Below are 17,154 nucleotides of genomic sequence, written 5' to 3'. Positions count from 1 at the left end.
TTATTTTATGTCTAAAACTAAACTAATAACCGTAACCACATTTCTATTTTTAATTTTTTCAAGCTCTCATGCTCAGGATAAAATTACTGATTCTTTGAAAAAAGAAATATTAAATCCCAAAATACATGATACCCTCAAGTTATCAAAAATAGCAAGTTTGATCGATCAAATGCCTTCAAACAGTAATGCATCCAATGTATTGACTCAGATGATGGGTGAAATTGCTTCCAAAAATTTAAAGAAGACAAACAGTAAGGATTTACAAGTAAGATATACTCAGTACTTAGCAATTTATTACAGTAATTTGGCTTCAATGTATGAAGCAAAAAGAGACGTCGTAAAAACATTTGAGTGTATTGATAAAAGTATATCTCTTTTCAAATCGACAGGAGATTACTATGAAATGAATTTTACCATTGTAAATAAAGGAATATGCTATTCTCATATCAATGAATATGAAAAAGCAATATCATGTTTATTTACAGCACTGAAATATTTTGAGAAAGACAAAAAGGAAAATCAGGAAGGAATTTCCAATGTAAATTCAGTAATAGGTTCGGTTTACATTGACCAGGGAGAATATCTGAAAGCTATTGCATTCTTGAAAAAGACGATTCATTATTTCGAAAAAAAGAAAGCGCTGACAGGTAATGAAAAATATACTTTAAGTATGGTTTATTCAAATTGTGGATCTGCCTATTTATCATTAAAGAAATATCCTGAAGCCGTATCTAATTTCAACAAAGCTCTGTTGCTTTCCAAAGAGCTTGAAGATTATGCTACCACGAGTATTATTTTGAATAAAATAGCACAAGTAAAGATGGAGGAAAAAGATTTCGGGGAATCGGATCTGCTTTTAAGAAAAGCTTTGGAAACTGATAATGAAGAATTGTCTAAAGCCAATACCTACATCAATTTAGGAGATTTATATTACCGGAAAAAAGAATTTATCAAATCAGAATCCTTTTTGGAACAAGGGCTTTCAATAAGTAAAGAAATTAACAATCTGCAATTGCAGGAGAAATCTTCAAACCTGTTATTTAAAGTTTACAAAGAAAATAATAACTTTAAAAAAGCACTGGAAGTCTATGAATTCCAGAATAAATTACAGGACTCCAGTAATGTTGAGGCTTCTAAAAATGCATTGGCACAACAGCAGCTTAAATATGATTTTGAAAAAAAACAATTAAATCTGGAATTAGATACCGAAAAGAAAACAGCGGTTAAGAACAACTGGCTGATTGCGCTTTCAGGAATCTTACTATTAGTAGTATTGGGCGGATATTTTTACTACCGAAATAACAAACAGAAGCAAAAAATTACGATTCTTGAAAAAGACAGAATAAAACAAAAGCTCTTACTTTCTCAAATGAATCCGCATTTTATTTTCAACTCAATAGATAACATTCAGAGCCTTATTATCAATGGGAAAGAAACTGTTGCAATATCCTATTTGAATAGTTTTTCTAAATTAACAAGACAAATTCTGGAAAATTCTAATGAAAACTATATCTCTTTACAAGAGGAAATTGATATGGTTGAAAATTACTTATCCATACAACAGCTTCTTTATAATAACAGGTTTAATTATAGCATTAATATGGTAAATGTATCTGATACAGAATCCTATTTTATACCGCCAATGCTAACACAGCCGTTTATAGAAAATGCCATTAAACATGGGATTAGAAATAAGGATGAAAAGGGAATGATTGACATAGTTTTTTCTTTCAATCAAGAGAAATTAATTTTTGAAATAACTGATAACGGGTTAGGGTTTAATGATGAGAAAAAACAGTCCGGACATAAATCAATGGCAATGAAAATAACCAAAGAAAGATTACTGAACTATACCCAGAATAAAGATTTTGAAGTCAGCTCAGAAAATAAAATTGATGCAGAAGGAAATATAAAAGGAGCTAAAATTGTATTTGAAATACCCTACATTCACGAAAACTAATACACCATGTTAAGAGCCATTGTAATTGATGATAATCAGGAAATCAGAAAGAAAAATTATACTTTAATTAAAGCCAATTGTCCTAATATTACAATAATTGGTCAGGCAAATTCTGTAGAATCTGGAATTGAAATAATCAGACAGTTATCACCCGATATAGTTTTTCTGGATATTGAAATGCCAGACGGTACCGGTTTCGACTTACTTCAAAAGCTAAGTCCCATTACCTTTAAAACAATCTTCATTACAGGGTATGAAGACTTTGCCATAAAAGCGTTTCGTTTTTCTGCTATTGACTATTTATTAAAGCCATTAAATGCCGGTGAATTGGTGGAAGCCGTAAAAAAAGCTGAAGAACTACTGAGTAAAGAAATTTTTGATATAAAACTCAATAATTTATTTGCCAATCTTGAACGTCCGAAGAATCTTCAAAATTTAATCCTGAAAACTTCAGATAAGATCTATTCCGTTAATATCCAGGATATTGTCAATTGTGAGTCGGATAAAAATTATACTACTTTTTACTTTATTAATGCACCTAAACTGGTGGTTTCTACCAATTTAAAGGAATATGAAAGCCTATTGACACCCTTTAATTTCTTTAGAACGCACCAATCGCATTTAATCAATATGGCCTATTTTGATCACTATATCAAAACAGATGGCGGGAATACCGTTGTGATGAAAAACAAGGTGGCCATTCCGCTTTCGGTACGAAAAAAAGAAGACTTTCTTCTTTTGCTGCAAAACCTTCAGGTTTAATTATTTTGAACAGATTTATTTAAAAAACCAACGAATGTCCTCTCAATTCCGGCAAATATTCATTTGTCGGAATTATCATGATGTTTTATCCTATTATTGCATCGTAAAGATGGAAAAATAACAAGTATAAAGTCATAGATCTTTAATTGTTAAGTTCCTAAGAAAAAACAAAAACTAATAACCTTATCCCAGGCTCTGATTTTACGGAGTTTGGGATTTTTCATTTATAAAATAATTTCAAAAGACGAACGAATTTCCTCCAAATCCCTACGAATATTCATTCATTAAAATTATGATTTTCTTTTGATTTATCATTGCATTGTAATTCTATTAAAGGATAGTTTATCAGTACAATAAAAAACAATATCATATGAAAAAACAAACTTTACTGTTTGGGTTGTTACTATTATCGTTTAGTAATACCAATGCTCAGCTGCTCAACAAAATTATGAATGCAAAAACTCAGGTGTCTCAAGCATCGAAGGTAGTAGAAAAAGGAGCAGAAATTGTCAAAGGAGACAAAAACAAAAAGGGAAGCAGTTCAGCGGGGTTAAAATTAGATTGGAGTACTTTCAAGCAGACTCCGGCTGTTACTTTCAACTCCCTTCTTTATGGAACTACTGCAGGAACAATTGATAGCTATACAGCAACTTTTATCCCTAATAAAACAGTAGACGGAAGAACGGTAAGTCCAATCACTGATCAGGCGGAATATTTAAGAATTAAGGTATATAAAAATAATCAATACATGAATTATTTTGAATATTCCGGGGATCAGGTTTTTGATGATGGTAAGAAAACGAAATTCAATGCACCGAGCAGCCGCTACAAACGTGATGGAGAATTTGTGGGAAGATCTGAATCGTTTATAACACAATGGGGACCAGGAAATTACAGGCTAGATTTTTATGCCGGTGATAAAATGTTTTATTCATTTGATTTTGAATTGGTTAAGTTAACGAATAACGACCCTTATGCAGCTATCAATGAAATGTATGTGACGCGTGGTCCATGGAATAATTTTGCCTATATAAATTATGCTGATACAGGAAATCTGGTGTTTGGATATTATATCACCCACGAAGAGTTTCAGCCCAATCCTGCGAACAACAGAAAAACCAACAAAAGCGTAAAATGGTCTGTAAAAATGTTTAAAGACAATAAACCGTATGCGCAGAATTATGGGAATGGTCCAAGTACGGCTCAGGTAGAGCAGGGAAAATGGAACGATGTCTCTTGTGCCTTCAAACTCATTGATAAGCCTGGTGAAGTTAAATTTTCGAGCCTTACGGACGGTGCTTACAAAATTGAACTTTCAGTAGAAGGAGAAAATAAGCCTAGAGTGTACAATTTTACTGTTAAAGATAAAAGAATCGTTCAGATTCCGGAGCAGGATAGAAGCAAAAATACTGATCCAACCAGATTAATTGAAGGCTGGAATGACTTCTTTTGGTTAAAATTGGAAAAATAATCACTTTTTCCATCAGTATCTTATGGAGTAAAAGTAACATCAGATAATAAACTCAGAGAATGAGTACTGACTGTACTTATATGAGTTATAAAAAATTACATTTGAAAAAGTTCATACAGAATTAAATTAAAAATGGATACATTATCAATAATAGATATGATATTAATGTTTTTAGGATTTGCAAATACAGCTTGGATTGGGATACTTTATGTGTTATCACAAAGCATAGTTGGAGAAACTAGAATTTCAAAGAAGGTAGGAACAACAAATGAAAAAATAAATGAACGCCTTGAAAAAAGAAAATTAATTTCGAATAAATTATTAAAGAACTGATCTGAGATGAGGAGAATAGGCTGCGTAGAATGACCAATATTTTATACAGCAACAAGACATTTTTTAATAAGGTAAAGTCCTTCTGAAGATTTTCAGAAGGATTTTTTATGGATGTGGGATCTTTATTTGTACGTCTATAAATGAAGTGGTTTTATGTGGTTAAACCAGCCATTAATATTTTACTATATTTGTGTCAGTGGAAAGGTGGATTATAGGGAAACAAACTGATTTATTGCATTATATAAAAATAGCGGGTCTGTTTTTAATGTTATCCCTTTTGTTTATTCATAAAGCAGATTATAGTAGATTCTCCACAACGGTTTTAAATATTTTTCAAACCAATTCTAATCAGAAATGTAACAAGATTTATCTTGAGGAAAATAATAAAACTCCAATAAAATGCAATAGCAATTATTGTTCAAATTTCTCACTCTTTTTTACAGCTTCTTTTCCTTCTTTTGGATTTGAAAAATTTATGGGTAAAGAAGTGGGTGACCGATTCTTTTTGTATGATGATCCGCTCTATTGTTCGTTTTTTAACTCTATCTGGATTCCCCCTAAAATTTAACTTAATCGTAAGATGCAATTAATAAGGATCTTACATTGTAAAATTTTTCCGGACAATACAACAATTATATCATTCAGGATTACATGATTCACTAAGGTTCATGGGATAGACCTGTGGCTATGAATAGGTAATCAAAAAAGAATTTAAAAAATGAAAAAAACAATATCAAACTTCGAAAAAAACAGTAACAATATTTACATCATATGCAGGATTTTAATTGGCCTGTTCTTCTTTATTGCAGGATTTAATAAACTCTTTCACCCTATATTTCAGGGATACATGTTCAATACCATCAGCAGTATAGGATTTCCTTTCCCTCAGTTTACTGCCCATTTCACGGCTTTTTGTGAATGTATATTCGGTTTATTCTTAATGCTGGGTTTTTGGACACGAATAAGTTCTGTGTTTTTAATCATTATCATCCTGGTTGCTTTGTTTACCCACGATCTGAATTCAATTCCTAAGGAACTGAATCCTATTAAGGCAGAAACAGGAATCTATGCAATGGATCCTTTTACATGGCTGAGTTACTTCCTTTATCTGCCTCAGACATTATACCTGATGTTTTTGACGCTATTTCTGTTTCAAGGGTGTACAGGATTGGGGATTGACACTTTAAGGAAGAAAATTCATAACAAGTAAGTAAATATTCATTGAAAAGAGGCTGTCTCAAAAGGGCAGTCTTTTTTATACCTGTAGTGAATGCAGCGGCAAAGATTGTTGACAATAGTAAGAAAGGGTTGATTTTATGCTTGAAATCTTGAGGCTAAATAAACATAAAAAATTGCAATGGAAATGCTAAGGCTTAATTTGTTTTTACAATTATGTATTGCTTAAAAGTAATGAAAAAGTTATTCTGAAAAAATAAACCATTAAAGTTCAGAATTTTCAGAATAACTTTTTAAACTCGCACAATTGCTGAGGTTCTGTTCTTTTCATAGCCTTATTTTTGATCTCTATTCATTCCAAACATGGAATCAATCATTTTATTAGCTACTTCCCAAGCGTCTTTAAAGCTGTCTATTATTTCATTCCAACCTCCCACAAGGTCGTCTTTGATTAATAGTTGAAACCATCCTTCCTGAGTTGCATCTTCATTGTTTCGCTTTTGGGTTTCAATGTAATTTTTGGCATGTTCTACCAAATCCATTTTGCTCTGTTCTTCTTGATTGGTGTTTTCTGAATTCATGGGTGTGTTATTTTATAAGTTTATCTCAAAGTTAGGAATATTTTGAAATGTTTTTATTATTATGACTAAATAACTAAATCCTAATTTGAAAACCGATTCTCAATTTTTACACAAAATAAATTGCAAGAAATAGAAATTAAAGGATTTATAAGTTTTATAAATAATTTTGATATTGTGAATATAAATTCACTAATTTAGGTTATGATTTAAGCGAAATACAAAAGCTTAACCCATAGTAAGAACCAAAACAAAACTAATTATTATGAAAAATCTAAAAGAACTTTCAAGAAAAAACCTAAAAAATATACAGGGAGGATATACTCCAGAATGTGTAGCGAGTATGTATTCTTTTGGGTGCCAGCTAAACCCAGGGCCAGGTTTAAGGTATATATCTGTTCCCGGTTGTCCAGGTGTTAAACGATATTGTATGATAGAAATAAACTAGGATTAACGGGGAAAGTATCTCTTAAAAATCAAAAACCTCTGAAAATCAAATGATTTCAGAGGTTTTTTGTACCCAGGACCGGGATCGAACCGGTACTCCTAAGAACTGGTGTTTGAGACCAGCGCGTCTACCAATTCCGCCACCTGGGCTTGATGTTTACTCCAAACGTGTTGTTTGTTTCAAATTGGTGTGCAAATATAGGAACTTTTTTCAATGTTCAAAAGCTTTTTGAAGAAAAATTTTTAAAAATTAAGTTCCAAACCATCGTAGGCAAGGTGCATTCCGGATGGAAGTTGTTTATCTTCAATATCATGCAAGCCTAAATGATGACTAATGTGAGTTAAAAATAATTTTTTAGGTTTTAGTTCTTCGAATAGTTTTATAACATCGGGAAGGATAAAATGAGCCGGATGTGGATCAAATTTTCTGATGCAATTTAAAATCAAGACATCCAGATTCTTTAATTTTTCTTTCTCGGTATCAGAAATAAAACCTGCATCCGTAATATAGGCCAGGTTTTTAAACTTATATCCAAAGACACTTATTTTAAAATGGATTACCTCAATAGGGGTCACTTCCGTGCCCAAAACCTGGAACGGTTTGTTTTCAATTTCATGAAGTTCAAAAGCCGGAGCTCCCGGATATCTTACATCTGCAAAAGCATAAGGAAAACGGTTTTTAATCTCATGTGCTACCCTTGAATAACAATAGAGTGGAACATCCTTTCCGCTTTTAAAAATAAGCGGACGCATATCATCTAACCCAATTACATGATCGTTGTGCTCATGAGTAATCAGTGCAAGATCTACCGTATGCTCATGGTTAGTAAGCATTTGCTGCCGGAAATCCGGACCACAATCAATGAGTATTTTTTTATTTTCATCCGTTGTTACCATAACGGAAGAACGAAGACGTTTGTCTTTGGGATTTTCGGAAATACACACCTCGCAGGTGCAGCCAATAACGGGTACACCCTGGGAAGTACCGGTTCCTAAAAATTTCAACTTCATTTTGTTTTGAGGTTGGTTTAATTTTGGTAAATTTACAAAAAATTTAATGTCCTAATGTATCAGAAACTAACTCCTAAACAAAAAGCATTAACAATTAATCTAGATCCTACTATTTATGGTACTTTCGCAGAAATTGGAGCAGGGCAGGAGACTGTTCGTCACTTTTTTAGAGCAGGGGGAGCTTCCGGTACGATTGCTAAAGCGATGTCTGCTTATGACAAAGATTTTAGTGATGCCATCTACGGAAAAGAAGTAAAAAACAGGTATGTTACCCAAAATAGACTTCGTAAAATGCTCCGTTATGAAGTAGCATTGATCGAAGAGAGAATTTCAAGGGATAACAATCCGGACAGAAAGTTCTTTTCCTATGCCAATACAGTAACCACCATCAACTTCGACAAAACAGTAAAAGGCCACGGCTGGGTGGGAATCCGTTTTCAGACTAAAGAAAATGAAGATTACAACGAAATCGTAATCCATGTGAAATTCAAAGAAAATGATGCTACCCTTCAGCAGGAAACTCTGGGAAATCTGGGTGTAAACCTTATTTTCGGTGCTTTTAATTACTTTGATAATCCAAGAACTTTAGTAGAATCTTTATACGACGATATTGCAAAAGACAACCTTGAAATTGATATGATCGATTTCAGTGGGCCTGCTTTTTCTTATGTTGATAACAGATTGATGTCTCTTCAGCTGGTGAAGAACGGAATGACTGATGCGGTGATCTTCAATTCTCAGGGAAACAATATGCTTCCTGCAGATGTTTTATATAAGAAAAATATCTTTGCGGTAAGAGGAAGTTTCAGGCCTGTAACGAAAGTAAACATTGATATGCTTCGAAACGGGATGGATATGTTTTTTAAAGACGCTATCTGTACTCATGAAGAAACCGAGGTCCTTATTGAAATTACGATTTCCAACCTTCGGGCAGATGGAGATATTGATGAAAGAGACTTCCTGGATAGAGTAGATATCCTGGGCAAATTAGGATATACTGTTATTATTTCAAACTTCTCGGAATACTATAGACTGATTGATTACTTTGCTTCCTACACCACTGGAGATATCGGAGTAGCGATGGGGGTAAACAATTTATTGATGGTATTTGATGAGAAATACTATAAAAATCTTTCAGGAGGAATTCTTGAGGCATTCGGTAAGTTTTTCCGAAACGGAATGAGAGTTTACCTGTATCCTTATAAAGATCCTGAAACTCATCAGCTATTGGATTCTACCAATCTTAAAGTAGAAGAAAATCTTAAGGAGTTGTATAAATATTTCATGCGCAACAAACGTATTGTGGATATTACAAACTATAATCCTGAGTTCTTGGAAATCTACTCAAGAGAGATTTTAAGAAAAATAGCATGTTGCGTTAAAGGCTGGGAAACACAAGTTCCGGAAGGCGTAGCAGAAATGATTAAAGAGCGTGGAATGTTCGGTTATAAAGAAGAACTTCCTTTAAAACAATTCTCTTAAAAATTAATATAATGTCAGAATTAAAGAAAAGACTTTCCTCAATTCTTGAAAGTCCAAAACATAATACGGAAGAGAAACTTGAAAAAGTTTGCCATTTGTTGGATCAGGAAATCTCTTATTTCAACTGGACAGGTTTCTATTTTAAAAACGGAGATAAAGACGAATTGATCTTAGGACCCTATGTAGGAGCTCCAACAGATCATACGATCATCCCTTACGGAAAAGGAATCTGTGGTCAGGTAGCTGTTTCTAATGAAACGTTTGTAGTACCTGATGTGCATGAAGAAAGCAATTATTTAAGCTGTTCAATTGATACGAAGGCTGAAATTGTAGTTCCGATCTTTAAAGACGGGAAAAACATCGGTCAGATTGATATTGATTCTCATACAATAGATCCTTTTACGGCGGAAGACCGTGAATTGTTGGAATGGCTTTGTAGCGAAGTGTCCAAGATTTTGTAATTGAACACCCAATAAAAATATAGACTCCGGCTCGCATAGCCGGAGTTTTTTATGGAGTATTGGTCGTAATAACAAACATAATTAAAGGATTATCACCTGTATTTTCAATAGAATGATAGCCTATAGAGCTGATAGCGGTAATATCTCCTTTCTGAAGTGTTTTTTTACGAACCGGGCCGTCTGTTCCGGTTCTCTCCCGATATTCACCGGTTCCATGTACAACGACGTACAATTCTTCCTCGTTTCTTTCATGATGAGTATGAAACCCGGATTCATCACCTTTATTTAATAAAACCATATAAGCAGCCAGACGATTATTAGCCAGTTCTTTCTGCTCGAACATTTGTATCATATGCACAGTTCCGTTTCCACCATACATATTTTTCCTTTTATCGATGCGGGTAATGGTTCGTTCTTCCTTTCCAAATGGCATTACATAAAGATGGATATATTTTGAAACTTCGTGTATCACGTGATCAAATTCTGCTCCTTCAGATAATATAACAGTACCAGACATATAAAGTTCAATGTTTAATGTTTAATGTTTAGAGTTTATGCTTTGCTGCATCATTTGAATTTCAGTCAGCAATTCTTTAAAGTAATGCTCACATTTGGCAATATGCGTTCCATACCATGAAAAGGCTTCTCCATCTACGATCATAATCTTTTTCTCAGGATAAAATGTGCGCAGTTCTTCAATATGCTTCTCTTTGAATGGGAAGGGTTCGGAAGATAGCATAATGACATCTGCCTTCTCCAGATCTTCAGCTGTAATCTCCGGATATCTGGTTTTATCTTTAAAAATATTTTCAACACCTATTTCCGCTAATATTTTATGAATGAACGTATCTGAACCAATAGTCATATAAGGATTTTTCCAGATCAGGTATGCTGCTTTTATAGGAGTATCAAGTTTGGACTGATTGAGAATATCATAGATCTTAAGATTGAAAAGCTGGGCTCTTTCTTCTTTTCCAAGAAGCTGTCCCAGGTTTTTAAGCAGGTAATAATTATCTTCAATTGTTTCCACGTTGGTTACCATGACCTTGAAATCATCCATGAGTACTTCTACCTGCTCTTTGATGTTTTCTTCTTTATTGGCAAGAATCAAATCGGGTTGAAGAGCCCTGATTTTATCAATATTAATATTTTTTGTTCCACCAATAACCGGAACATTTTTTATTCTTTCTTCGGGATGGATACAGAATTTTGTTCGCCCGATAACTTCATTTTCCGTAAGGCCTAAATCAAATAATGCCTCTGTGATGGAGGGTACAAGTGAAACGATTTTCATATTGGCATGTTAGATGATGCCTAAAATTACAAAAGTTTTCCCGTTAAGAAAAATCCAGCTACTGTAAAATAGATGATTAATCCGGTAACATCTACTAAGGTTGCTACAAATGGAGCAGAAGATGTTGCGGGGTCTAGCTTTAACTTCTTTAAAACAAACGGAATCATAGACCCTGATAAAGTTCCCCATAGCACAATTGCAATCAAAGAAACAGATACACTGAGTCCTACATATACCCAATATTGGCCATAATCAAAAAGGCCAACTTTCTGCCACAGCATAATTCTGATAAAACCGATAAGTCCCAGAATAGCACCCAGACATAATCCGGAGATGATTTCCTTCCTCATCACGTACCACCAATCTTTAAGGTTGATCTCCTGAAGGGCCATCGCACGGATAATCAATGTTGCAGCCTGTGATCCTGAGTTACCACCACTGGAAATAATCAATGGGACAAATAAGGCAAGAACTACTGCTTTTTCAATTTCTTTATCGAAATATCCCATTGCAGAGGCAGTCAGCATTTCGGAAACGAATAAAATAATCAGCCACGTTGCCCTTTTTTTAATCATTTCTGTCCATGAAGTTTGAGTGTAGGGAAGGTCTAGTGCTTCCAATCCCCCAAACTTCTGAATATCCTCGGTGTTTTGTTGTTCAATCTGGTCAAGGATATCATCAATGGTTACAATTCCCACTAAAACTCCAGCTTCCGTAATAATAGGTAATGCACCACGGTCATATTTTTCGAAATACGTTACCGCATCCTCTTTTGACGTTGTGGTGGTAATTGCTACAAAGTGATTATCTGTAATATCAGAAACCAAAGTATCTTCTTCCTCTAATAATAATGTACCGATGGCAAGGTCATCAATCAGACGATTTCTTTCATCTACTACATATAGGTAGTTCATGGTTTCTACTCTTTTTCCTACCTTTTTGATCTGTTGAAGACATCTTTTTACGCTCCATTCCTTACGGATCTGGATGTAATAAGGGGTCATCAGACGGGCAATAGAATCCGAGTTGTAACCTAATAGTTTTAAGGCAATCCTTCTCTCCTGTGGATTAAGGTGATTGATTGAATACTTAATCAATTCATCAGGAAAGTCCTCAAAAAGAGCAGTCCTGTCATCAGGAGTCATGGCATTCAAAATTTCGGAAACCTCGTCGCTTCCGATACTTCTGATTGTATCTTCCTGAAAATCCGGATCAAGATGAGAAAAAACCTCCGCTTTGTACTCTTTCGGAACCTTCAGAAACGCGAGCAGTCGCTCGTCAGCTGGAAGTTCGCTGAGAGTTTCGGCAATATCGGCAGGGTTGAAGATAAGTTCGTCTCTAGAATTCAAAACGTTAAATTTTTAGGATATGCAAAAATAATTCAAATTTTTAAGACTGAGTAATAAACTGGGAAATTTAAGGATTTATTAAAGCTTATTACCCTACAAATAGAATAAAAAAACACCCACCGAAGCGGATGTTCAAAAATTAAATTTAAAAAATATCCTTTTAATCAAGAATAGGTTCACATTCTGTAATAGGGGAGAGAAGACAGAAACCTCCGGTACAACATTCACCAGGATCACACGTAGGGTAGGTGTTTCTGCATTTTTTTACTTGCAGACTCCCTTTTATTTCTGTTTGCTCCTTTCTGCTGAGCTTTTTAAGATTTGAATTTTTCATGAGAATTGATTTTAAAATGTTAATAAAATACTATTCTCTATCATCAATACAGGCAAATTCCATACATACACCTTTACAGCAAGCTCCATAAATACATTGTGAATTGTCAATGCATTTTTTAGGGCCTGCTCCCTGGATTTGTTTTGCAGCTTCTCTGTTGAGTTTCTTTAAATTTTTCATAGTTTTTTAGATTTAAAATGTTATACTAAAATAATAAATATTTTCTAATTATTCATTTGATAGTGAAAATTTTTATTCGAAAATAAGTATTTGATTTTTATTGTTTTGTATAAATAAAAGCGCCTGAAATAGGCGCTGTTAGTTTCTGGTTTATTCCAATGGGCATGGATATGTAACACATGTATTTCGGCAGCATGATCCTCCCGGGCACTCAAAATGTTCTGTACATCTTTTAATGATTCCACTGCCTTGAATTTGTTTTTGTTCTTGACGATTGATTTTCTTTAAATTTTTCATGTGATTTGTTTTAAATAGTTAGTTTTAATGATGTTAGAATTCAATACAAATGAATGGTGAACAGATTCCATTGCAGCACCATCCCGCGACACATGGATTGGTATCACTGCATCTTTCCATCTTTCCGCCATTAATTTGTTTTGCGGTTTCTCTACTGATTTTCTTTAGATTTTTCATGTGATTTGTTTTAATGATTCTAATTTTCAATACAAGCACGGGGTGAACAAACACCATTACAACACCAGCCCACAGTACATGGATTGGTTCTACTGCATTTTCCTATTAATCCACCATTGATTTGCTTGGCGGCTTCTCTACTGATTTTCTTTAAATTTTTCATATAATTTAGATTTTATTGTCAGACTAAAATAGTAAATAATTTTCAATTATTCATGTATTGGTGAAATTATTTAACTGTAAATCAATCAAATGCAAGATGGTTTGTGAGTTTAGAATAGATTTAATAAAATCGAATAGAGGTGATTTTATCGAAGGTAGAATCCTTACCGTTTAGCAGTAGATCGATATATCATCATCCAATGTCTTTGGGTTTTTGAACAAAGACAACAAATTTATTTTGAGAATTGAAATAAAAGGGAAAAAGAAAATGCAGCAATCATTGATGATTCACTTATGAATCAAAATTGCTTGCAGACAATGCTTTAATAGAATGATATGCTCGGTAGAAGAGCAGTTCTAACATTGAATTTAGAACTATAGCATTTAAAGTTCTAACATTGAATTTAGAACTTTAAATGCTATAGTTCTGCCTCTGTAGGCTTAAGTTTTCTTAGTTTTTTAATAATACCTTTGATAGCACCTTCTGTACCAATTTTCACCGAATTTACGGTAGAGCCTAGAAGACGCATGTTTTTACGATAAGTGTCATGATCTGTTTCTGTCACAAGATTTCCATCTGCTCCAAAAAGTTTCATGCTTACTACCACCTGATTAGAGAACACGTATTTTCCAAAACCAACTTTGAAGTAACGGACTTTGGAAACAATGGCAAAATCAGCATCATTATTGGAACAGTAATCCATAATAGTCTGTTTGTCTATGCTGTCAAAGGGAACCTGAACTTCTGCACGAAGCATTTTATTTCTTTTACTGCTAAAGTTATCGGAAACAGCATCAAAGAATGCATTGTTGGTAGGCTCCTTTATTTCATCAATATCAGGCTCTACCTCGGGATTGAAGTATAGAACTTTCTTTATTTTATCATCAGCATTTCTTTGTGCTTTTACCGAAGTAAAGCCAATGAATAAAAAAGTAGTAACTGCTGTAAAGAATATAAATTTTCTCATTTGTAATTCGAATGCAAAATTACTGCCTTTTCGTTGAATTGTGTAAAATTTATTAAGAATTTTTTAACATTTTTTTCTATCAAATTTGATTTATGAAATCAATAATGTTTGCAGATTCAAAAAATAGTCGTAATTTTGCACCCGTTACATAATAATCATTAAACAATATTGGAATGTACTTAACAACAGACAAAAAGCAGGAAATTTTCGCACAACACGGGAAATCTGCACAAGACACAGGAAGCGCAGAAGGACAAATCGCTCTTTTCACTTTCAGAATTAATCACTTATCTCAGCACTTAAAGGCTAACCGTCACGATTTCAACACAGAGAGATCTCTAGTGAAATTGGTAGGTAAGAGAAAAAGTTTACTAGATTACCTTAAGAAAAAAGATATCGCAAGATACAGAGCAATTATTGCTGCATTAGGATTAAGAAAATAATCTATAAAGATTTTCAAAATAAAGCAACTTCGAAAGAGGTTGCTTTTTTGTTGTAATATAATTAGAACCAATCACAAACTTGCTTTAGATCACTTCACCTTCTTTCCAATCTTTCCCAAATGCGTATTCTGAAAACTATCCGGATACTTTAATCCATATCCCAATACTCTGTCAAATGCAGAATGGGAAAATAAAATAGTTCCAATCATTTGTAAATAGGGGAGTGATAGGGCTGTTCCTATAAGATAAACAGCAATGGCTACTCCAAAATGATGAAATAAGTTGTAGCAGAATGCACCTAATTTATTGTTAACTGTATATCCCAGCATAGAAATATCTGGAGCAAGGAACAATCCAGCAAACCACCACCAGGAATATCCTGTTTGGGAAAATGCGAAAACTCCAAGGAGTAAAAAGGCTGCGTATTCAAGTTTTAATTGAGTCTTCATCCAGGATTGATAATTTAAGGGATCTATAAAGTAAGTCGGTATTTTGAAAGTAATGTTACATACGGAGAATGTTGAAAGGCGAAATATTGTTCTTTATTGCAAGCGTAGATAAATAATAATGTTGGGAAACGCTAAGTTGTTAAGATTTTGAGGGGCTTTCTGTTGTAAAACGTAAGGATTTTATCTCTCATGAAATTGATTATTGATAAATGCTCTCGCAGATTTTGCAGATGATGCAGATGCTTTAAATTACTTTTTAATCATCACGAATACAATAATGATTTTAATCTATGTACCTATCTGGTTTAAAAATAAAAGATGTATTGTTCACCACATAGAAAAATGTTGGAGAAAGAGAAAGGCTGCTCCAAAGATGAAACAGCCTATAACTTTTATATATGTATTATTTAATGTCCTGATTTAGCTTCAGTAGTTTCTACATGCCCAAGATACTTGGTACAGTAAGCTCCGAAAATTAAAATCACCATATAGCAGAATACAGGAATGATGAAGGAGTGTTGTACTCCAAACTGATCGGCAAGGTAACCCTGGAAAATAGGGACGATAGCACCTCCCAAAATGGCCATTACCACTAGTGATGAACCTTGGCTTGTATATTTTCCTAATCCTGAAATTGCCAGCGTATAGATATTAGAGAACATGATGGAATTGAAAATACCGATTCCTAAAACACTGTACATAGCCATTTCTCCATGGTTAACCATCGTTGAAATCAATAAAATAACATTGATAGCCGCAAAAATAGACAATGTTCTTGCTGGCGCTGCTTTGCCCACAAAGAAGGCTGCAAAATTCAGTAAGATAAATACTAAGAAGAAGCTTATTTGTTCAAAGTTAAGGTTTACAATGCTGAAAATGACCAGGAAAACTAATGTTGCGGCCCCTAACATGAATACTGCTTTTTTAGCCTGGCTAATAGATTGGTTTAATGAAATGGCTCCTAAGAAACGTCCAATCATGGCACCCCCCCAATATAAGGAAAGGTAATTTTTACTGATCGCTTCGTTGAACTTCATGGTTTCTTCAAGGAAACTGATAATGAAACTTCCTACTGCCACTTCACCACCCACGTAGCAAAACATAGCAAAAACCCCAAATTTTAAATGGTTGAATTTCAATGCTCCCCAGCCCTGTACCGTTTCTTCGGTTTCTGTTTGAAACGAAGGCAATTTTACTCTTGAAATTAATAATCCTACCAATAGAAGGATGGCCGCAAAAATTAAATAGGGAATTCTGGTAGCAACTGCACTGAAAGTTCCATCCGACTCAGAAAACAGTTCAAAAATTAAGTGTCCTCCCAATACCGGGGCGATCGTTGTACCGAAAGCATTGAATGCCTGTGTCATATTCAATCGGCTGGATGCAGATTCTTCTGAACCAAGTAAGGAAACATAGGCGTTGGCAGTGATCTGTAATACGGTAAATCCTAATCCTAAAATGAACAATGCTCCTAAAAATAAAGGATAATAAGAAAATGTTGCTGCCGGATAAAACAGAATACAGCCTAAGGCAGCCAAAGCAATTCCAAACAAAATTCCTTTTTTGTATCCCACTTTGTTGATGGGATCACCTTTAGAAATGGAAATCAGAAAATAAATCAGAGATCCGATAAAGTAAGCTCCGAAGAAACAGAACTGTACCAGCATGGACTCAAAAAAGGTGAGTTTGAAAAGTTGTTTCAGATAAGGGATCAGGATATCATTCATGCAGGTGATAAATCCCCACATAAAAAAAAGCAGGGTGATGGTAATCAATGGAACCGTGTAATTCCTGCTTTGAGTTTGTACTTCTTTATTCAT

At 34.1% G+C, this 17,154-nt stretch carries 22 protein-coding genes and 1 tRNA gene; 9 read left to right on the top strand and 14 right to left on the bottom strand.

Annotated features, from left to right (window positions below; all coding sequences use genetic code 11):
* The first annotated feature begins 94 nt into the window (after positions 1-94).
* The 5 genes from NBX25_RS07940 to NBX25_RS07920 all read left to right on the top strand — a co-directional run bounded on the left by NBX25_RS07940 (position 95) and on the right by NBX25_RS07920 (position 5,736).
* On the top strand, positions 95-1,960 hold the full coding sequence (locus tag NBX25_RS07940) for a tetratricopeptide repeat-containing sensor histidine kinase (protein WP_250253373.1): 1,866 nt from the start codon (positions 95-97) through the stop codon (positions 1,958-1,960).
* A gap of 6 nt (positions 1,961-1,966) precedes the next feature.
* The gene (locus NBX25_RS07935) at positions 1,967-2,722 is read left to right on the top strand and encodes a LytR/AlgR family response regulator transcription factor (RefSeq protein WP_250253372.1); all 756 of its coding nucleotides are present in this window, start codon (positions 1,967-1,969) and stop codon (positions 2,720-2,722) included.
* A gap of 370 nt (positions 2,723-3,092) precedes the next feature.
* Positions 3,093-4,193, top strand: coding sequence for a hypothetical protein (locus NBX25_RS07930; protein ID WP_123908543.1), 1,101 nt, complete (start codon positions 3,093-3,095; stop codon positions 4,191-4,193).
* 132 nt (positions 4,194-4,325) lie between these two features.
* Positions 4,326-4,526: a hypothetical protein gene (locus tag NBX25_RS07925; protein ID WP_250253371.1), complete on the top strand. Its 201-nt coding sequence runs from the start codon at positions 4,326-4,328 to the stop codon at positions 4,524-4,526.
* Between the two features lie 718 nt (positions 4,527-5,244).
* Positions 5,245-5,736 carry a DoxX family protein gene (locus NBX25_RS07920; protein ID WP_250253370.1) on the top strand — a complete coding sequence of 164 codons (492 nt, stop codon included), beginning with the start codon at positions 5,245-5,247 and terminating at the stop codon, positions 5,734-5,736.
* 301 nt (positions 5,737-6,037) lie between these two features.
* Here the strand turns inward: NBX25_RS07920 and NBX25_RS07915 are convergent, their stop codons facing one another.
* Positions 6,038-6,283, bottom strand: coding sequence for a hypothetical protein (locus tag NBX25_RS07915; RefSeq protein ID WP_123908540.1), 246 nt, complete (start codon positions 6,281-6,283; stop codon positions 6,038-6,040).
* Between the two features lie 262 nt (positions 6,284-6,545).
* Between NBX25_RS07915 and NBX25_RS07910 the strand changes: the two genes are divergently transcribed.
* Positions 6,546-6,728: a bacteriocin-like protein gene (locus tag NBX25_RS07910; RefSeq protein WP_250253369.1), complete on the top strand. Its 183-nt coding sequence runs from the start codon at positions 6,546-6,548 to the stop codon at positions 6,726-6,728.
* Between the two features lie 69 nt (positions 6,729-6,797).
* On the opposite strand, the gene NBX25_RS07905 is transcribed toward NBX25_RS07910, so the two are convergent.
* Together NBX25_RS07905 and NBX25_RS07900 are read right to left on the bottom strand one after the other, a co-directional pair.
* A tRNA-Leu gene (locus NBX25_RS07905) sits at positions 6,798-6,877 on the bottom strand.
* Between the two features lie 93 nt (positions 6,878-6,970).
* The gene (locus tag NBX25_RS07900; RefSeq protein WP_250253368.1) at positions 6,971-7,738 is read right to left on the bottom strand and encodes an MBL fold metallo-hydrolase; all 768 of its coding nucleotides are present in this window, start codon (positions 7,736-7,738) and stop codon (positions 6,971-6,973) included.
* Between the two features lie 54 nt (positions 7,739-7,792).
* Between NBX25_RS07900 and NBX25_RS07895 the strand changes: the two genes are divergently transcribed.
* On the top strand, positions 7,793-9,220 hold the full coding sequence (locus tag NBX25_RS07895; RefSeq protein ID WP_123908537.1) for a TonB-dependent receptor: 1,428 nt from the start codon (positions 7,793-7,795) through the stop codon (positions 9,218-9,220).
* An 11-nt stretch (positions 9,221-9,231) separates the two neighbouring features.
* A complete protein-coding gene (locus NBX25_RS07890) occupies positions 9,232-9,681 on the top strand; it encodes an XrtF-associated fRMsr-like GAF protein (RefSeq protein ID WP_123908536.1) in 450 nt (149 codons plus the stop codon).
* Between the two features lie 49 nt (positions 9,682-9,730).
* Here NBX25_RS07890 and NBX25_RS07885 read toward each other — a convergent pair whose 3' ends face one another.
* From NBX25_RS07885 to NBX25_RS07855, 9 genes are all read right to left on the bottom strand, one after another.
* Positions 9,731-10,198: a cupin domain-containing protein gene (locus tag NBX25_RS07885; RefSeq protein ID WP_250253367.1), complete on the bottom strand. Its 468-nt coding sequence runs from the start codon at positions 10,196-10,198 to the stop codon at positions 9,731-9,733.
* 21 nt (positions 10,199-10,219) lie between these two features.
* Positions 10,220-10,975, bottom strand: a complete 756-nt coding sequence (locus tag NBX25_RS07880) for an ABC transporter substrate-binding protein (RefSeq protein ID WP_250253366.1) — start codon at positions 10,973-10,975, stop codon at positions 10,220-10,222.
* Positions 10,976-11,001: 26 nt separating this feature from the next.
* Positions 11,002-12,324 carry a magnesium transporter gene (gene mgtE / locus NBX25_RS07875; RefSeq protein WP_068942060.1) on the bottom strand — a complete coding sequence of 441 codons (1,323 nt, stop codon included), beginning with the start codon at positions 12,322-12,324 and terminating at the stop codon, positions 11,002-11,004.
* Positions 12,325-12,484: 160 nt separating this feature from the next.
* The gene (locus NBX25_RS07870) at positions 12,485-12,658 is read right to left on the bottom strand and encodes a hypothetical protein (RefSeq protein WP_164464391.1); all 174 of its coding nucleotides are present in this window, start codon (positions 12,656-12,658) and stop codon (positions 12,485-12,487) included.
* Between the two features lie 30 nt (positions 12,659-12,688).
* Positions 12,689-12,838 (bottom strand): bacteriocin-like protein, encoded by a 150-nt coding sequence (locus NBX25_RS07865; RefSeq protein WP_164464390.1) that lies wholly within the window; start codon positions 12,836-12,838, stop codon positions 12,689-12,691.
* 150 nt (positions 12,839-12,988) lie between these two features.
* Positions 12,989-13,135 (bottom strand): bacteriocin-like protein, encoded by a 147-nt coding sequence (locus NBX25_RS24870; RefSeq protein ID WP_164464389.1) that lies wholly within the window; start codon positions 13,133-13,135, stop codon positions 12,989-12,991.
* 33 nt (positions 13,136-13,168) lie between these two features.
* Entirely contained in the window at positions 13,169-13,312 is a 144-nt protein-coding gene (locus NBX25_RS07860) for a bacteriocin-like protein (RefSeq protein ID WP_250253365.1), read from the bottom strand.
* A gap of 19 nt (positions 13,313-13,331) precedes the next feature.
* A complete protein-coding gene (locus NBX25_RS24865) occupies positions 13,332-13,475 on the bottom strand; it encodes a bacteriocin-like protein (RefSeq protein ID WP_410493993.1) in 144 nt (47 codons plus the stop codon).
* Positions 13,476-13,893: 418 nt separating this feature from the next.
* Positions 13,894-14,442, bottom strand: a complete 549-nt coding sequence (locus NBX25_RS07855; RefSeq protein WP_250253364.1) for a pyruvate decarboxylase — start codon at positions 14,440-14,442, stop codon at positions 13,894-13,896.
* A gap of 173 nt (positions 14,443-14,615) precedes the next feature.
* Between NBX25_RS07855 and rpsO the strand changes: the two genes are divergently transcribed.
* Positions 14,616-14,885 carry a 30S ribosomal protein S15 gene (gene rpsO, locus NBX25_RS07850; protein ID WP_045494446.1) on the top strand — a complete coding sequence of 90 codons (270 nt, stop codon included), beginning with the start codon at positions 14,616-14,618 and terminating at the stop codon, positions 14,883-14,885.
* An 89-nt stretch (positions 14,886-14,974) separates the two neighbouring features.
* Here the strand turns inward: rpsO and NBX25_RS07845 are convergent, their stop codons facing one another.
* Together NBX25_RS07845 and NBX25_RS07840 are read right to left on the bottom strand one after the other, a co-directional pair.
* Entirely contained in the window at positions 14,975-15,334 is a 360-nt protein-coding gene (locus NBX25_RS07845; protein WP_250253363.1) for a DUF4260 domain-containing protein, read from the bottom strand.
* A 407-nt stretch (positions 15,335-15,741) separates the two neighbouring features.
* Positions 15,742-17,154: a sugar MFS transporter gene (locus tag NBX25_RS07840; RefSeq protein WP_250253362.1), complete on the bottom strand. Its 1,413-nt coding sequence runs from the start codon at positions 17,152-17,154 to the stop codon at positions 15,742-15,744.

It is taken from the genome of Chryseobacterium sp. Marseille-Q3244 (genome assembly GCF_940807095.1).
Lineage (GTDB): Bacteria > Bacteroidota > Bacteroidia > Flavobacteriales > Weeksellaceae > Chryseobacterium.
Note: the sequence above shows the minus strand (reverse complement) of the source record. Positions and strands in the feature narration are given on the sequence as shown.

What these genes read in the sequence shown, in the direction of transcription:
- NBX25_RS07935 (WP_250253372.1), top strand. Translation starts at nt 1,967, where the DNA reads ATGTTAAGAGCCATTGTAATTGATGATAATCAGGAAATCAGAAAGAAA.
- NBX25_RS07930 (WP_123908543.1), top strand. Translation starts at nt 3,093, where the DNA reads ATGAAAAAACAAACTTTACTGTTTGGGTTGTTACTATTATCGTTTAGT.
- NBX25_RS07925 (WP_250253371.1), top strand. Translation starts at nt 4,326, where the DNA reads ATGGATACATTATCAATAATAGATATGATATTAATGTTTTTAGGATTT.
- NBX25_RS07920 (WP_250253370.1), top strand. Translation starts at nt 5,245, where the DNA reads ATGAAAAAAACAATATCAAACTTCGAAAAAAACAGTAACAATATTTAC.
- NBX25_RS07915 (WP_123908540.1), bottom strand. Translation starts at nt 6,283, where the DNA reads ATGAATTCAGAAAACACCAATCAAGAAGAACAGAGCAAAATGGATTTG.
- NBX25_RS07910 (WP_250253369.1), top strand. Translation starts at nt 6,546, where the DNA reads ATGAAAAATCTAAAAGAACTTTCAAGAAAAAACCTAAAAAATATACAG.
- NBX25_RS07900 (WP_250253368.1), bottom strand. Translation starts at nt 7,738, where the DNA reads ATGAAGTTGAAATTTTTAGGAACCGGTACTTCCCAGGGTGTACCCGTT.
- NBX25_RS07895 (WP_123908537.1), top strand. Translation starts at nt 7,793, where the DNA reads ATGTATCAGAAACTAACTCCTAAACAAAAAGCATTAACAATTAATCTA.
- NBX25_RS07890 (WP_123908536.1), top strand. Translation starts at nt 9,232, where the DNA reads ATGTCAGAATTAAAGAAAAGACTTTCCTCAATTCTTGAAAGTCCAAAA.
- NBX25_RS07885 (WP_250253367.1), bottom strand. Translation starts at nt 10,198, where the DNA reads ATGTCTGGTACTGTTATATTATCTGAAGGAGCAGAATTTGATCACGTG.
- NBX25_RS07880 (WP_250253366.1), bottom strand. Translation starts at nt 10,975, where the DNA reads ATGAAAATCGTTTCACTTGTACCCTCCATCACAGAGGCATTATTTGAT.
- NBX25_RS07870 (WP_164464391.1), bottom strand. Translation starts at nt 12,658, where the DNA reads ATGAAAAATTCAAATCTTAAAAAGCTCAGCAGAAAGGAGCAAACAGAA.
- NBX25_RS07865 (WP_164464390.1), bottom strand. Translation starts at nt 12,838, where the DNA reads ATGAAAAATTTAAAGAAACTCAACAGAGAAGCTGCAAAACAAATCCAG.
- NBX25_RS24870 (WP_164464389.1), bottom strand. Translation starts at nt 13,135, where the DNA reads ATGAAAAATTTAAAGAAAATCAATCGTCAAGAACAAAAACAAATTCAA.
- NBX25_RS07860 (WP_250253365.1), bottom strand. Translation starts at nt 13,312, where the DNA reads ATGAAAAATCTAAAGAAAATCAGTAGAGAAACCGCAAAACAAATTAAT.
- NBX25_RS24865 (WP_410493993.1), bottom strand. Translation starts at nt 13,475, where the DNA reads ATGAAAAATTTAAAGAAAATCAGTAGAGAAGCCGCCAAGCAAATCAAT.
- NBX25_RS07855 (WP_250253364.1), bottom strand. Translation starts at nt 14,442, where the DNA reads ATGAGAAAATTTATATTCTTTACAGCAGTTACTACTTTTTTATTCATT.
- rpsO (WP_045494446.1), top strand. Translation starts at nt 14,616, where the DNA reads ATGTACTTAACAACAGACAAAAAGCAGGAAATTTTCGCACAACACGGG.
- NBX25_RS07845 (WP_250253363.1), bottom strand. Translation starts at nt 15,334, where the DNA reads ATGAAGACTCAATTAAAACTTGAATACGCAGCCTTTTTACTCCTTGGA.
- NBX25_RS07840 (WP_250253362.1), bottom strand. Translation starts at nt 17,154, where the DNA reads ATGAATAAAGAAGTACAAACTCAAAGCAGGAATTACACGGTTCCATTG.